Genomic DNA, 15,175 nt, shown 5'->3' with positions numbered 1-15,175 from the left:
CTCCCGCTACAAGGCAAAACTGCCTGCCAAAGTCGATAAAATCAGGTTCCAACCATCCACTAAGACAAAAAGCATTAACTTAAAAGGCAGCGAAACAATCATCGGTGATAACATCATCATCCCCATCGCCATTAACACCGAAGCAACCACCAAATCAATAATTAAAAAAGGCAAAAAGAGCATAAAACCAATTTGGAACGCGGTTTTCAATTCCGAAGTAATGAAAGCAGGAATGAGTACCGCCATGGAAACCTCTTCTGGATTTTGGACCTCTGCGCCAGAAATATTCACGAAGGTTTCTAGATCTTTCAGCCGCGTTTGTTTGAGCATAAAAGCTTTCATCGGCTCTTGGGCCAAGTCAAATGCTTGACGTGCAGAGATCTGTTCATTGAGGTAAGGTTGAACGGCTTGATCGTTAATCTGATTGAGCACCGGCGACATAATAAAAAAGGTAAGAAAAATAGCAATCCCGATAATCACTTGATTTGATGGCGTTTGCTGTAACCCCATGGCTTGACGCAAAATCGACATCACGACCACAATTCGGGTAAAAGACGTCATCAAAATAACCATGGCGGGTAAAAAGCCCAACATGGTCATTAAAGCTAAAATCTGAAGGTTTATTGAATAGTCTTCACTACCATCAGCATTCGTGGTCATAGTAAAGGCTGGAATACCACCGCCACCACTACCACTGGTTAACGCTAAAGTGTTCGATGCTCCTTGCTCTTTCTCCATCGCGCTCACGGTGATACCACCTTCAGTAAGCGCATTGGCCGGAATGGGGGTTTCCAGCGCTTGTTGCGCACTCGCTAAAGGAGCCCAGAGTAAAATAAGGAAGCAAATAAGGGTCATCATCCAAGATAACGACACCGAACAACAAGTATATCGATGGTTATTTATCATGTTTTTTCACTAACTGAGTCAACTGGGTAGCGAATGAACGTTGATCGGTCGCTTCTTGGATCAACGGAGTGCTCAACTTTGAAATTAACTGAATAGATTGTGTGGTGACGCCTATCAGAAACTGTTCGTCACCCGCTTGCACTATCATCAATCGTTCTCTTGTACCGATAGGCAATTGACGTATCACTTGAAATTCTTTTTGCTGACCTAAGGTTGTCACTCGCATCCGTTTTAATAACCAAGCCAAACATAAAATCAGCACCACAACGAACAAAAGCGACCCAAAAGTGGTCGCTAAATCTAACGATGCTTTCTCGGTGGCCAACACGGGCAGTGACACAAACCATAAACTGATGAACCATTTCATAAATTATCTCAGTTTCTTAATTCGTTCAGTTTGGCTTATCACATCAGTCAGACGGATACCAAACTTATCATTAACCACCACAACTTCACCGTGCGCAATCAAGGTACCATTAACCATCACATCTAATGACTCTCCCGCGATGCGATCCAACTCAACCACCGAACCTTGATTGAGTTGCAGTAAATTACGAATACTAATTTTTGAACGCCCAACTTCCATCGAGATGGTGACAGGAATATCCATGATAGTATCGAGCTTACGACGTTCATCGTCCGTAATCGGTGGTGAAGTATCTTTTAGCTCGTCTAGTGGCGCAGCTAACACTTCATCGACATCGATTTCTGGGGCACTAGGATCTTCTCCAAGAGCGGCAGCCCACTCATCTGCCAGTTTTTGATCATCTGATTTTGACATCTTTGCTACCTATTCTTACTCTTGTATTGGTTATTACTCTGGTATTGGTTATTACTCTGGTATTGATTCTTCATCTTCCAGCTCATCGTTCTCTAATTCAGCAATAATATCTTTGCCTAAAAACGCAAGATCGGTTTTTACCACATCTGGGCGACGGATCTTTTCTGAAATTTGTACGGCCAGCTTTTCACCAGAGCGGCCCATTTTGACTCGATAGGTCGGTAAGTCTTCCACAAACATCACCGCATGCTCTGGCATATCAATCGGGATAATGTCACCGACTTGCAGTTCCATCAAATCGCGCAGAGCAATATCTTGCTCCAATAAATTGACTCGAAAGTTAATTGGCACATCCATAATCTCATCTCGTAGTGCCGAACTCCAGCGGACATCGGTTTCCATTTTATCCGACTGAACCCCCGCATCGAGTAATTCGCGAATGGGCTCCACCATCGAATATGGCATCACCATATGAAAATCACCGCCACCACCATCCACTTCAATATGGAATGAACAGACAACAATCACTTCTGTTGGGCTAACAATATTCGCCATACTCGGGTTCACTTCGGAATCGAGGTACTCAAACTCGACTCCCATAACTGGAGACCACGCTTCTTTATAATCGGTAAAGACGATTTTGAGCAATAATTGGATAACCCGACGTTCCGTTGGAGTAAATTCACGCCCTTCAATACGAGCATGATAACGCCCATCGCCGCCAAAAAAGTTTTCCACCAAAATAAAGACTAAACGTGCTTCCATTGTCACCAGAGCCGTTCCTTTGAGTGGACGAAAACGAACCATATTCAAACTCGTTGGAACGTACAAAGTATTTTGGTATTCACCAAATTTCATCATTTGTACGCCATTGATTGAAACTTCTGCCGTTTTGCGGAGCATATTAAACAAACTGATGCGTAAGTGACGAGCAAAACGTTCATTAATCAACTCTAAGGTCGGCATCCGACCACGAACAATCCGATCTTGTGATGAGAAATCAAACGAGACCGCCCCCGGGTCAACGGAATCTAATTCGTCTTCATCGTCATCAACGCTGTCTACACCATGCAACAGCGCATCAATTTCGTCTTGGCTTAATAAATCGGTCACGAACTCACCTATTGCATTACAAAATCTGTAAAGAGCACTCGTTCTATCACCGGCTCTCCTACCACTTGTGTCATCGCCGCTTTTATATCTTCGGTTGCCTTATCCCGTAACTCAGTTCGCCCAGAGGTTGTCCGTAATTGTTCAACGGTTGCAGAAGCAAAGGTTGCCAATAATGTACTTTCAATTAAAGGCGAGTGAAAGCGAGCCGAATTTTCATTTTTACTCCCACGAACCATAAGCTGAACCTTTACCTGTACCATTCGACCACGATTTTCCCCACTGACATTGAACACAAAAGGTTGTGCAATGTTAACATAAGACACTGGTTCAATCGTGGCGGCTCGTTGGGCTTGCTGAGCTTGTTTGGGTTCAGGACTACCGGAACCGATGAAGAAGAAAGCGCCTCCAGCGATCAATAGCAAGGCGACGACAGACCCAACAATGATTAATAGTTTCTTTTTACTTTTAGGTGCATTTTCATCAACGGCCATAAGTTTACTCTATGCGGTTATTGTTTTATTAGTTTAAGCGTAATAACTGATTCCATCACGCTTTGTTGCCACATTCAAATCAAGTTTGATGTCTGACTCAAGGTTTTCATCTCCCAGCAAAGGGCCTTTACCAGCCAACCCTCCTGATTCTCTACCGTTGGCTGAATACTGCTGCTGTTGACCTGCACTCTGTTGTTGAACAGAAGTATCCGCTAACTGAACCCCTTGCTGAGCTAACATCTCTCTCAAACGTGGCATCGACTGCTCTAAGGCATCTCGTGCTTGGTTATTGGCCACCATAAACTGAACACTAGCCCCATCACCATGCATATTCATTCGAATATGCATTCGACCTAACTCTGGAGGATCAAGACGAATATCAATATTTTTTAGGTTCTTCGACATCATCATTTGCACCCGTTCGGCCATTTCATCTGCGACGATTCCTTTATTTAATGCTAAAGGTAATGGCTGACCTTGAACCATAGCTGGATCATGGCGCAATCCAGTCGGTTGAGTTGCAGATGATTGTCCTGCAGCGGTGGCTAATTGCTGAGCAAATGAATGCTCGCGCCCCGGCTCGGAGTCCAGTGATTGCTTCTCTTTTGCTAACATGACCGAACCCCGTAGAGATGCTTGTAATACTTTAGGATCCATCACTGGTACCGATTGGACTGACTCAGCGATAGTTGCTGCAGCAGCTGATCCGACAGAGCTGTTAGTCAAAGGGACGTCGTTCATCATCATGGTCGCGGCAGCCGGATGAGCCGATGGCTGAGATGAAATAGCCGCAGATGGGGAAGGCGAAACTAAGCCATGAGGAACATTCGGCTTAGCCGACTCATGGCGAGTATGGCCATCGGCTTGAGCTAGTGCCGTGATAGTTTCTACAGATTCTACCGTTGGTTCATCACCGCTGGCTGTAACGTCAGGAGAAGCGACAAGCTGTTCTTGGTTTGATAACTGTTCCTGGTTTGGTAACTGTTCCTGGTTTGGTAACTGTTCCTGGTTTGGTAACCGCTCTTTTTTAGGTAGCTCACTTTCTCGCGTTAATTGTTGCATTTGCGTTGTTGCTATAGATTTATCTTCTGCCGTTGGTATGACGAATTGTTCTGATTCATCAATCGGTTGTTTGGTGACGGTCATATCACTATGAGCAAATACAGCTTTATCGAGCGGGGCATCACCTTTCCAATCGGGCAACTCAGTCTCATCTAACGGCTCAGCTTCAGTCTTTGAGACGGTGGAAAAATCAATCGCTCCTTCCTCTTGAGTCGATTGATTAGGCAAGTTATTGCCGCTCGTGGTAAGTAAGGTTTGATTGGCTTGCTGTAGACGACCAAGGAGTTCATCACCGTCATTCATTACTTGTGCAGTTGTCACCGGCTTCACGTCTACCGATTCATTTTTCGTGGTGGCGCGATCTGCTTCGTCCAGCGAATCTGTATCAAGCTCGAATATGGCTGGCAGGGCGTCATTGCTCGATTGTATGGCTAATTGCTCTAACTCAATATCATTGAGGTTAACGGCATCAGGATCAGCGAAGTTTATCGGCTGCGTAGGAATCGCTTTCTGGGACTTTGATGAGCTTGCTAGTTCAGGTTCCTCGGTTTCAGCTTCGCCATTAGAACGAAACAAAAGTGTAGCTAATTGCTCGAAAAACCCAGTAACCTCTTCAGTCTCACCCTCTTTTAAACTGTTTTTTTGGCTAACATCAGTTGCTGCTGCACCTGATAAGCGTTTTTCCTCAACTGAAGAGATTGGACTGATATTCATATGCACACCGCTCACATTGTGGATAACATCTAAACGCCATGTTCGGTATTGACCGTATCTAGCATGGTAGGCTGCAATCGATGCAATAAATGAGCCAAAATGTCGATTTAAACGCGACTATCGAATGGTAGAGCGCAGACGTTGACGATTAAAATTAAGGGTAGAAAATTCATCCATCTGCTTTTGTTCACGTCTCGCTTGTAAACGTTCTTTTTCATTTTGTTTTTTCTCAATTAACCACTCATAAGAGCGACGCTGCTTACGAACATTCATCCAATGCTGTTGGCAATTTTCAACTTGTTGTGTGAAATGCTGTTCAGCCCCCCGCTGCTTGGCTAACGTTTCGTCCAGCTGAGTTAAAAAACGATTTAAGTGGCCATATTGGCTAGCCGTAAGCCCGGCTTGACCACGTTGCACCAGCTGTTGGCAGTAGTCTAACCGATACTGCTCAATCTGTTTCAATTGCTGATAATAACCCTCTAGCTCGCTTCTAGCGTTACTCAAGGCCATGACAGCTTGATCTTCCGTCTCTTGAGCTTGCTTTAACAAAAATTCTAACGCATTGTCCATACTCTACTTACTCCATGCTAAGTACATTTTTCAGCATACCAATACACATATCGTAAGGGACTGACTCTTTCATTTCTTGCTGTAAATAACTCTCTAGACGTGGTTTTAAAGTAAATGCACTATCAATCGCCTTATCGGTTCCAGGTTTATAAGCGCCGATAGAGACTAAATCTTGGTTTTTACGACAAATGGATAGAATTTGCCGTACCGCTTTTGACATCAACAAATGTTCGTCAGTAGTGATCTGCGGCATCACACGGCTGACGGACTTTTCGACATCAATGGCAGGATAATGCCCGGCATCAGCCATCTCCCTTGAGAGCACAATATGTCCATCAAGAATAGCCCGAGAAGCGTCAGCGATTGGATCTTGAAGGTCATCACCTTCGGTTAATACGGTGAAAAATGCCGTAATAGAACCTTGATCTGGGCCACCATTGCCAGCTCTCTCCACTAACGCAGGCAACTTTGCAAATACCGAAGGCGGATACCCTTTGGTGGCAGGAGGTTCACCAACCGATAGTGCGATTTCACGCTGAGCTTGTGCAAAACGGGTTAATGAATCCATTAATAGTAATACATCTAAACCTTGATCTCGGAAATATTCAGCAATCGCCAGTGCTGTTTGACAGCCTTTTAAACGCATTAACGGTGAAGCATCAGCGGGAGCGGCCACCACCACCGCTCGTTGACGCCCATCGGCCCCCAAGATCTCTTCGATAAATTCTTTTACTTCGCGTCCACGCTCACCGATTAAGCCCACCACCACCACTTGAGCGGTGGTGCCTCGCGTCATCATTCCGAGCGTGACCGACTTACCTACCCCAGAGCCCGCAAACAGGCCAATACGTTGCCCCTTACCAACAGTTAATAACCCATTAATGGCTTTAATGCCCACATCAAGCGGCTCACTGATAGGTTTACGTAATAGCGGGTTGATCGGCTGAGCATTAAAGGTGGCGTATTGATCGGTATAAATCGGCCCCAGTCCATCTAATGGGTTTCCCACGCCATCAATCACTCGTCCTAATAACTCCATTCCAACCGCGAGACCGGCTTCTTCCGTTAGCGGCGTCACTTTTGCACCAGGCAATACACCGTTAATTTGTTCACTTGGCATTAAGAATAAGCTATCGCCAGAAAAGCCAACTACTTCAGCTTCCATTTCGCCGGACATAGTTTCCACTAAGCACAAACTCCCAATCGGAGCTCGGCATCCGGTGGCTTCAAGAGTTAACCCTACCACTCGAATCAACTTTCCAGAAGCAACCGGACGACAGGTTAAGCCTTGCGTTTTATATTGGGCTAATCGTTCGGCTAGTGCTTGCATTACTCTTGTCCTTGTTGGTGACGATTAGTTCCACAAAAACGTTGTAATACACTGCGAACGCGCTCTTCCATACGGTAGTTAACACTCGATTCACCCGCTTCGATTTGTACATCACCTCGATTGAGGGCGGGTTCACTGTTCAGCGTCCACTGGCGTAGCGCTAGTTCTTGCTCACCATAAGCTTGCCTGATGATTTCACAATCCTCTGGGTGCAGTTTGACATGAATCGTATGCCCGGCTACAGGGAGTGCTTCAACCGACTCTTTAACGGTATCCAGAATCACCTGAGGGTTCATTTGTACCTCAACTCGCACGACTTCTTTGACTAGCGCCAACACCATATCTACTAATTGTTTTTCCACTTGAGCATTCATCAACTCCAGTGGCTGGGCAAATTGGTTCGCTAGATTCAAGAAGTGTTCAACTTGTTGTTGAATTTGTGATTGCCCGGCGGCTAACCCTTCAGCTTCTCCCGTCTCAACCCCTTCTTGGTGACCCGCATCAAAACCGGCTTGTTTCCCTTGCTCAAAACCTTGCTGGTATCCTTCGGCCTGACCTTGCTCAAGGCCTTCTTGATAGGCTGCGCGCTTAATTAATTCAATGTCTTCATCAATCAGAGTTTGAGGTTGATCGGGCTCTGGTTCATCAAAGCTTGGGACCCATGCCGGATCGTAGTTGAAAGCCGTTTGTTTGGCTTTTTTATTCTGTTCACTAGAATAGTCTGGCAACCCCCACTTTTTAGGGGGCTCAACGGTAGCATCAGAGCCTAAGCGGATAAAACCACGCTTTCTTTCTCCAGTCATGAAACACCTTTACCGAACGATAAAAAGGCCAGCTTAATGCGCAGGCCTTATATATTATAAAAATTCATCCGCCCCGCCAGACAACATCAGCTCTCCGTTGTCCGCCATTCGTCGAGCAATGGCCAAAATTTCTTTTTGCGCCGCTTCAACATCTGAAACTTTAATCGGTGGCATGGCTTCCAAATCATCTTTCATCAATTCAGCAGCGCGTTTTGACATGTTCTTGAAAATTTTCTCGCGTAGGGCTTCATCCGCACCTTTAAGAGCTTTTTGTAGCACATCTTGTGGAACATCACGGAGCAATTTCTGAATCCCTTGATCATCAACTTCAACCAAGTTTTCAAACACAAACATAAGGTCTTCGATCTGAGTCGCGAGGTCTTCGTCTTGTTCACGCATCTGATCCATCAGCAGACCTTCAATATTATTATCAAGGTAGTTCATAATATCGGCTGCCGCCTTCAAGCCGCCAATTTTCGCCGCTTGTGCCCCTGCTTGACCGGCAAATTGTTTCTCCATGATTTCATTCAACTCAGCTAGGGCCGAAGGTTGAACTTCTTCTAGATTAGCAATACGCATCATCAGATCAAGCCTATCTCGCTCGGAAAACTGAGCAAGGATTTCAGCAGACTGATCGGGATCAAGATAGGATAAAACGATAGTTTGAATTTGTGGGTGCTCATTAACAATAATGCTCGCCACTTGTCTTGGATCCATCCATTTCAGTGAATCCAAGCCTTTTGACCCAGTCCCGAGCAGAATTTGATCAACCAAGTTATTCGCTTTATCTTCACCTAATGCGGCAATCAAGGCATTACGCATAAAGTCTTCACTACCCATACCGATGTTGGTGTATTTTTGAATATCTTCCAAAAATGAGCGGTGCACTGCGGTTACTTTGTCTTGGCTCAAATCCTTTGCTTTCGCCATCGCACTACCGACCCGCTGAACCTGCTTTGGCTCTAAGTAGCGAATAATTCCCGCCGCATCTTCCTCGTTAAGGCTGAGCAATAAAATAGCAGCGCGTTCCTCTCCAGGAATGTTGGCAATATCAATGCCGTCTGCGGAGTCTTTATCTTCGATATCGTTAGGCATTTTGCATCCAATTCTTCACAACTTGAGCCGCAAGTTCTGGCTCGTTAGCGACCAGAGCACGTACCGCTTTTAATACGTCCTCATCTTTATGTAAATTAGGCAAATCAATACCAGAGCCAAATTCAAATAACTCGCCTCCTTCAATATCGCTGCCAATTAAGCTCGTTTCGCCATCCGCTCCAATAGGTAAACCATCAGGGCCATACAACTGTTCATCATCATCTGCCGCTGGATTAAGCAGTTTTTTCATTGCCGGGCGAACCAGTACTAACACAATAACAATAATCACCAATGCACTTGCTAACCAACGGATCCAATCATTAAAGTGTGGATTTTCCCAAATCGGCACATCAGCAAATTGCTCAACTTCGGGTTCGGCAAATTGCATGCTCAATACATTCAGTAAATCACCACGATTTTCATTAAAACCGACCGTACCAATCAACAACTGACGAATTGCGTTAAGCTCACCTTCTGTTAAAGGCTCATAAGTTACTTGCCCATTATCAGGATTGACGACTGGACGATTCTTTACCGCTACTGCGACCGTTTGTCGATTCACTACGCCCGTCTGTCTTCTTTCATGACTAATGGTAGTATCTAATTCAAAGTTACGCGTCGCCTCTCGATGCACTGAACCTTGCCCAAGAACGGAACCATCCTTCATCTGAGCGACATCTTGAGGTATTGAAGCATCCGCCGGAGGTTGATTACTTAAAGCCCCTGGAATACCAGCCACAACATTGCCGTTATTGTAATCTTCTAAGGTATATTCACTGCGTGTTGATGGTGTGTTCGGATCAAATACTTTACGTGTTTGTTCCACCGCGCTAAAGTCCAGCTCTATATCGACCTGTGCGGTATAATTACCTAAACCTAAAATAGGGATAAGAACCGAATCAATTTTGCTACGAAGATTCTCCTCTTGACGACGTTCAAGCTCTTGTTCTTTACGTCGAGCCGTTGAGATCGGATCTTGTGAGCCGGAGCTAAGTAAACGCCCGTGTTGATCGGTCACAGTCACACGGGTAGGCTTCATTCCCGGCACGGCACTCGCCACCATATCAACGATCGAATCCACTTCTTCTTGCTTTAGGTTAGTGCCTGTACGCAAGGTTAAAAAAACGGATGCGGACGCTTCTTGATTATGCCGTACAAAAACACTTTGCTTGGGAAGTGCGAGTAAAATGCGCGCTTTATTAACTTGACGCATTTCTTCGATGGCTTTTGCTAATTGACGTTCACGGCTCAGTTTTAAACGTTCTTGCTCAAGGCGTTGCGAAACACCAAATCCCATGTCTTGCAAAAGGATATCATCACCTGTATTGCGTGATTGATTTAGCCCAGCCCGAACCATATTAAGTTTAATGCTATTGTAATCGCTACTCGGTACTAAAATGGTATTACCATCTAACCGGTAGGCTTGTTTTTGTTGATCAAGATGATCCAATACAGGGATCAGTTCTTCAGTATCATAAGCCCCAAGAGGCCGCATTTCTGGTTCTTTTACCCAGAAAAATAACATAACAATCAGGGCCACACAGATGGAAATGGATAACACCAACACAATCTGTCTTAAAAGGTCAAGATCGCCCATAGCAAAGTCTAGCTTAGAAGAGCTTTTCTCTTCTAAATCTGGATTTTGTGCACCCCCCTCAAGATCAACGCTGGTCGACAGCGCTTGCTCTCCACCTGAGGTCAGTGTCAGATCGGTGGTTTGTTTATCTTCAGCCAAAGCTCATACCCTATGTGGTTATACTGGCATATTCATCAGTTCTTTGTACGCTTCAACTAGTTTATTGCGTACTTGAATGGTCGCTTCAAAGGCAACACTGGATTTATTACGAGCGATCATCACATCCGATAAAGAAATACCTTCATCGCCTCGATCAAAGCGAGTTTGTAAATCACCGGAGGCTTTTTGTAATCCGTTCACATTATTGATAGCCTGAGTTAGCATATTGCCAAAATCAGCGCCAACTTTTTGTCCAGTTGCGGCAGGCCGACCATTACCCGCTTCGACCATCATGGCCTGCATTTCACTGTGTAAGCTATCTAATTTCATGGTAACCTCGAGTGCCAATTCTTTGACTCTAACATCCTGCTTTAATAAAGCAGCAATTAATATGCCACTTGGAATCTGAGCTAAACGGATATTTAACCTGGGATATCAATACCCGCATCACGCATCTTCGCTAATTTATAACGTAGTGTACGCGGGCTAATACCTAATTTCTCGGCCATTTCTTTACGTCGTCCGTTACACTCGACCAGCGTTTCCATAATAATGGAAAACTCTTGATCTCGAAGCTCATCACCTAATCCAATCGGGCTACAATCACTTTTTACCAACGAGGCGCTTTCTGCCACTGGTTTGATTGTAGGATTAGCTCTTTCATCTTCTTGTTCAACCAGCGCTTGTAAGCCAGAAGCATCTTGCCAATCCAACCCTTCGAGTAAAATATGCTGCTGTTCAATATCCGCTTGCTCACTTAAGATCAAAGCTCGCTGAATGACATTATCTAACTCACGGACATTACCTGGCCAAGGATAACTCTGCAATTTAGCGATAGCGGTTGTTGAAATATTAGGAACAGGTAAACCGAGCTTTTTACAATGTCGTTCAATAAGATGGCTCGCTAAAGGGGCAATATCTTTTTTTCGTTCACAGAGAGCCGGCCAAGTAATTGGGAACACATTCAGCCGATAATATAAGTCTTCCCTGAATTTATTCTCTTGTACATAAGCTTTTAAGTCCCGGTTACTCGTGGCAAGAACTCGCACATCTAATTTGATACTTTTCCGACTACCCAACCGCTCAACTTCTCGCTCTTGTAAAACACGCAACAATTTTGCTTGTAAACTTAAATCCATTTCGCTGATTTCATCAAGTAAAATAGTTCCCCCTTGTGCTTGCTCAAACTTACCAGGACACGCTTGGACGGCACCAGTAAATGCGCCTTTTTCATAACCAAATAATGTTGCCTCAAGCATATTATCGGGGATAGCCGCACAATTAATCGCAACAAAAGGGCCATCTTTGCGGGGAGAGGTATTGTGAATATAACGAGACATCACTTCTTTACCTGAACCACTAGGGCCTAAAATCATCACGTTAGCATCCGTTTTTGCTACCTTTTCCGCTAACGACAACAATTTAAGGCTTTTTTCATCCGCAACCACGGCGTCCCCATTATCGTCAGACTTGACGGGGGCATAACGGCTAACCATATTCAGCAATACTTCTGGCGCAAAAGGTTTTGCCATGTAATCAATGGCCCCCTCTTTCATCGCCGCAACCGCATCTTCAATATTGGCATAAGCCGTCATTAACAAAACCGGTAAATTAGGCCAATGTTGTTTGATATTTCTGAGCAAAGCCAAACCACCCATACCCGCCATTTGTACATCGGATACCACAATGTCAACAGAATGACTTTTCAATTTTATCAATGCATCTTCAGCGCAATCAGCTTCAAGCCACTCATACCCAGCTAAGGCGAGTGTATCGACCAACGCTTCGCGTAGCCCCTCATCATCTTCAACGACTAAGACTTTATTTTGAGCCATGATCATTCTCCACTATCTGATTGAGATGGTTGGGATTGACGTTCAAGCGGAAGACACATCGTAAAACACGCACCTTCACCGGATTGTGACATCAACTCTAATCGGCCATCATGAGCACGACAAACCATTTGTACAACAGCAAGCCCTAACCCCGTTCCTTGAGAACGAGTGGTAAAAAAAGGTTCCATTATTTTATGCTGCAATGCTTCAGGTACTCCTGGGCCATTATCTTGTACTGAAATTTTCAGCTCACCATTCACCGGTCGAAAAAAAACATCAATTTGGGCTTGCTTTCCGACAATTTGAATTGCATTCATCACCAAGTTACTGATAGCTGAAGCGACCGCATTAGCGTTACCTAATAGCTTTGTTTCTTCCTGCTCAACTTGCAAATCGTAATCTATCTGATTGTTTTTCAAAGCCGTTTCAACCATGGGAGAAAACTCAGCAACTAAATCTGCAATAGAGAAGGGCTGAATAACTTTATTATCCCCTCCTTTTGCAAATAACAGCATATCATTAACTTGTTTTTCTAAGTCATGCAGCCGATCAAGTAATTTATGTTGAAATCGTTCTCGAGTAGCGCTCGGTAAATTAGGGGACGATAAATTCGAGGCGTATAGCATAGCACTCGACAATGGAGTACGAACCTGATGGGCTAAAGAGGCGACCATCCGACCAAGAGAAGACAAACGTTGCAAATCACTCACCCGCGATTGTAACAAACGGGTTTCGGTTAGATCGGTGATCAAAATCAATTGCCCAGTTGTCGACGCTGAAATAGCCAAACGAACCTTACGGCCATTACGCAGAGAAATTTCATGCCCATCATCTTCACGAGGCGCAAAAGCAACCTGAATAACCGTATACCATTTTTCACCTAATAAGGGAATTTGCAACAGTCGTTGTGCTTCTGGGTTGGCTTCACGCACAACCCCTTGAGTATCGAGTAAAATAACCCCGGCGGGCATAACATCCAGCACTTGTTTATAGCGCTCAACTTGATCTTCTAAAGAGTCTAGATGCGAATGCTGCTTCTGCATGAAGTTATCCATCACTAATATTTGACCTAAAAAACAACAATAGCCTAACATGCAATATGCAAGCCAGGCTATTTTTCTTTTATTTCATACAATTACACACCAGTCAATAAATTGACTCACTCAAGTTGACTATCGCTGCATATTGTATTTCCGCATTTTCTCAACCAATGTGGTTCGACGCATACCTAACATATCAGCAGCTCGCGCAACAATGCCACCTTGAGCATCCAACGCTTGATTGATTAAATTGACTTCTAAATCAGCTAATAGCTCTTTTAAGTTAATCCCTTCGGGCGGAAGCGATTGTGGCGTATCGAAATGGCCACTGATTGAGAATTCGCCGTCCTGTTCAAAACTGAAATTTTCTGAAAAAATATCAGCTAAAACATCTCTTTCTTGCTCTTCAACCGAGTTAAAGCGACTCGGTTCTGGCTGAAATTCAGGAATGTCACTGTATCGATACTTGGTGGGGAGGTGATTAACATCTACCAAGCTATTGGGGTAAAGAATCACCATACGCTCAACAAGATTGGCCAATTCACGAACATTACCAGGCCAATCATGCTCCATTAAAGAGTTGATGGCTCGTGGGGTAAAACAGATCGGGGAGGCTCCATCCACCTCCATCCGCGTCATTAACTCTTGAAGTAACAAAGGAATATCTTCTTTGCGATCTTTCAGTGCTGGCATTTCTATCGGGAATACGTTCAATCGATAATATAAATCTTCTCGAAAGCGTTGCTCGCTGATCATATGATCCAGATCACGGTGGGTTGCTGCCACTACTCTGACATCCGCTTTAATCGTTGTGTTTCCACCCACTCGTTCGAAACAGCGCTCTTGTAAAACCCGCAAAAGTTTCACCTGCATATTGGCAGGCATATCCCCTATTTCATCTAAAAAAAGAGTCCCACCTTCCGCCAACTCAAAACGCCCCTTACGAGCGGTTATTGCCCCGGTAAATGCGCCTTTTTCATGGCCAAATAACTCGCTCTCAAGCAATTCTGCAGGGATAGCACCGCAATTTATCGGAACAAAAGGCCCTCGTCGCCGAGCTGAATGATAGTGGATGTTGCGAGCCACCACTTCTTTTCCTGTTCCTGATTCGCCCAAAATAAGTACATTTGCTTCAGTACTGGCAACTTGCTCAATCAAATGACGAACTTCTTGAATCCCAAGACTTTGCCCAACCAAACTACGAAAAAGTGTATTACTGACAGTAGACGATTGAAGTTGAATACCTTTACGACCCAAAAACTCTTTGCAGTGACGCAAAGCATCGCTCAACTGTGGATAGTTAAGTGGGAACTCCAATTCGCCAATAAACTGAGGAAAAGATTCAAAAGAAAAAAAGTGTCGGTTTGCCACCAATAACGGAATATGATTCGCATGAAACAGGGTGTTTTTTAACGATTCAGGTAAACACGGTGCGTCAATCGAACCCACTATGCATCCAGCCCAAGCGTCGGACCAATCAATCCGATCAATGTGTGCGGAGTCTATGACTTCACACGGCTCCCCCACGAACTCTAGGATTGTGCTGAAACTTTGACGAACGAAAGCGTCGTCTTCAATGACAAGTAGTTTTGCTAAACCTTGCATAGGTGAGAATATTTGCCTTAATTCTGAGATTGTTGTGTTTACACCTTTGAAAATCACGGACTTGACTCAATACAAAATGAAACAGTCAAAGCAAG

15 protein-coding genes are annotated in these 15,175 nt (G+C 44.5%); all 15 read right to left on the bottom strand.

Going from position 1 to position 15,175, the window contains the following annotated elements:
* Window positions 1-6: 6 nt before the first annotated feature.
* The 15 genes from fliP to FKN05_RS00830 all read right to left on the bottom strand — a co-directional run bounded on the left by fliP (window position 7) and on the right by FKN05_RS00830 (window position 15,080).
* Window positions 7-858, bottom strand: a complete 852-nt coding sequence (gene fliP / locus FKN05_RS00900) for a flagellar type III secretion system pore protein FliP (RefSeq protein WP_425445505.1) — start codon at window positions 856-858, stop codon at window positions 7-9.
* A gap of 37 nt (window positions 859-895) precedes the next feature.
* On the bottom strand, window positions 896-1,273 hold the full coding sequence (gene fliO, locus FKN05_RS00895; RefSeq protein ID WP_161427666.1) for a flagellar biosynthetic protein FliO: 378 nt from the start codon (window positions 1,271-1,273) through the stop codon (window positions 896-898).
* A 3-nt stretch (window positions 1,274-1,276) separates the two neighbouring features.
* Window positions 1,277-1,687, bottom strand: a complete 411-nt coding sequence (gene fliN, locus FKN05_RS00890) for a flagellar motor switch protein FliN (RefSeq protein WP_099611517.1) — start codon at window positions 1,685-1,687, stop codon at window positions 1,277-1,279.
* A gap of 51 nt (window positions 1,688-1,738) precedes the next feature.
* The gene (gene fliM / locus FKN05_RS00885; protein WP_099611518.1) at window positions 1,739-2,800 is read right to left on the bottom strand and encodes a flagellar motor switch protein FliM; all 1,062 of its coding nucleotides are present in this window, start codon (window positions 2,798-2,800) and stop codon (window positions 1,739-1,741) included.
* 8 nt (window positions 2,801-2,808) lie between these two features.
* Complete coding sequence (fliL, locus tag FKN05_RS00880; RefSeq protein WP_170886603.1) at window positions 2,809-3,291, bottom strand: flagellar basal body-associated protein FliL; 483 nt, start codon at window positions 3,289-3,291, stop codon at window positions 2,809-2,811.
* A gap of 33 nt (window positions 3,292-3,324) precedes the next feature.
* Entirely contained in the window at window positions 3,325-5,067 is a 1,743-nt protein-coding gene (locus FKN05_RS00875) for a flagellar hook-length control protein FliK (RefSeq protein ID WP_249339259.1), read from the bottom strand.
* Window positions 5,068-5,184: 117 nt separating this feature from the next.
* On the bottom strand, window positions 5,185-5,637 hold the full coding sequence (fliJ, locus tag FKN05_RS00870; RefSeq protein WP_099611520.1) for a flagellar export protein FliJ: 453 nt from the start codon (window positions 5,635-5,637) through the stop codon (window positions 5,185-5,187).
* A 7-nt stretch (window positions 5,638-5,644) separates the two neighbouring features.
* On the bottom strand, window positions 5,645-6,967 hold the full coding sequence (gene fliI, locus FKN05_RS00865) for a flagellar protein export ATPase FliI (protein ID WP_099611521.1): 1,323 nt from the start codon (window positions 6,965-6,967) through the stop codon (window positions 5,645-5,647).
* A complete protein-coding gene (fliH, locus tag FKN05_RS00860; RefSeq protein WP_170886601.1) occupies window positions 6,967-7,770 on the bottom strand; it encodes a flagellar assembly protein FliH in 804 nt (267 codons plus the stop codon). Before fliH ends, fliI begins: the two co-directional genes overlap by 1 nt.
* Window positions 7,771-7,824: 54 nt before the next feature.
* Window positions 7,825-8,865: a flagellar motor switch protein FliG gene (gene fliG, locus FKN05_RS00855; protein ID WP_161427669.1), complete on the bottom strand. Its 1,041-nt coding sequence runs from the start codon at window positions 8,863-8,865 to the stop codon at window positions 7,825-7,827.
* On the bottom strand, window positions 8,858-10,600 hold the full coding sequence (gene fliF / locus FKN05_RS00850; protein ID WP_170886599.1) for a flagellar basal-body MS-ring/collar protein FliF: 1,743 nt from the start codon (window positions 10,598-10,600) through the stop codon (window positions 8,858-8,860). Before fliF ends, fliG begins: the two co-directional genes overlap by 8 nt.
* A gap of 18 nt (window positions 10,601-10,618) precedes the next feature.
* The gene (gene fliE, locus FKN05_RS00845) at window positions 10,619-10,930 is read right to left on the bottom strand and encodes a flagellar hook-basal body complex protein FliE (protein ID WP_099611523.1); all 312 of its coding nucleotides are present in this window, start codon (window positions 10,928-10,930) and stop codon (window positions 10,619-10,621) included.
* Between the two features lie 92 nt (window positions 10,931-11,022).
* On the bottom strand, window positions 11,023-12,435 hold the full coding sequence (locus FKN05_RS00840) for a sigma-54-dependent transcriptional regulator (protein WP_161427671.1): 1,413 nt from the start codon (window positions 12,433-12,435) through the stop codon (window positions 11,023-11,025).
* Window positions 12,436-12,437: 2 nt separating this feature from the next.
* A complete protein-coding gene (locus FKN05_RS00835) occupies window positions 12,438-13,478 on the bottom strand; it encodes a sensor histidine kinase (RefSeq protein WP_425445506.1) in 1,041 nt (346 codons plus the stop codon).
* Window positions 13,479-13,607: 129 nt separating this feature from the next.
* Complete coding sequence (locus FKN05_RS00830) at window positions 13,608-15,080, bottom strand: sigma-54 dependent transcriptional regulator (protein ID WP_099611525.1); 1,473 nt, start codon at window positions 15,078-15,080, stop codon at window positions 13,608-13,610.
* Window positions 15,081-15,175 lie beyond the last annotated feature (95 nt).

This window comes from Vibrio sp. 1-1(7) (genome assembly GCF_013048485.1).
Classification (GTDB): Bacteria; Pseudomonadota; Gammaproteobacteria; order Enterobacterales; family Vibrionaceae; genus Vibrio; species Vibrio fujianensis.
Note: the sequence above shows the minus strand (reverse complement) of the source record. Positions and strands in the feature narration are given on the sequence as shown.

Bases quoted from the DNA above. Each gene is read 5' to 3' on its own strand.
- fliP (WP_425445505.1), bottom strand. From the start codon at position 858: ATGATGACCCTTATTTGCTTCCTTATTTTACTCTGGGCTCCTTTAGCG.
- fliO (WP_161427666.1), bottom strand. From the start codon at position 1,273: ATGAAATGGTTCATCAGTTTATGGTTTGTGTCACTGCCCGTGTTGGCC.
- fliN (WP_099611517.1), bottom strand. From the start codon at position 1,687: ATGTCAAAATCAGATGATCAAAAACTGGCAGATGAGTGGGCTGCCGCT.
- fliL (WP_170886603.1), bottom strand. From the start codon at position 3,291: ATGGCCGTTGATGAAAATGCACCTAAAAGTAAAAAGAAACTATTAATC.
- FKN05_RS00875 (WP_249339259.1), bottom strand. From the start codon at position 5,067: ATGAATATCAGTCCAATCTCTTCAGTTGAGGAAAAACGCTTATCAGGT.
- fliJ (WP_099611520.1), bottom strand. From the start codon at position 5,637: ATGGACAATGCGTTAGAATTTTTGTTAAAGCAAGCTCAAGAGACGGAA.
- fliI (WP_099611521.1), bottom strand. From the start codon at position 6,967: ATGCAAGCACTAGCCGAACGATTAGCCCAATATAAAACGCAAGGCTTA.
- fliH (WP_170886601.1), bottom strand. From the start codon at position 7,770: ATGACTGGAGAAAGAAAGCGTGGTTTTATCCGCTTAGGCTCTGATGCT.
- fliG (WP_161427669.1), bottom strand. From the start codon at position 8,865: ATGCCTAACGATATCGAAGATAAAGACTCCGCAGACGGCATTGATATT.
- fliE (WP_099611523.1), bottom strand. From the start codon at position 10,930: ATGAAATTAGATAGCTTACACAGTGAAATGCAGGCCATGATGGTCGAA.
- FKN05_RS00840 (WP_161427671.1), bottom strand. From the start codon at position 12,435: ATGGCTCAAAATAAAGTCTTAGTCGTTGAAGATGATGAGGGGCTACGC.
- FKN05_RS00835 (WP_425445506.1), bottom strand. From the start codon at position 13,478: ATGCAGAAGCAGCATTCGCATCTAGACTCTTTAGAAGATCAAGTTGAG.
- FKN05_RS00830 (WP_099611525.1), bottom strand. From the start codon at position 15,080: ATGCAAGGTTTAGCAAAACTACTTGTCATTGAAGACGACGCTTTCGTT.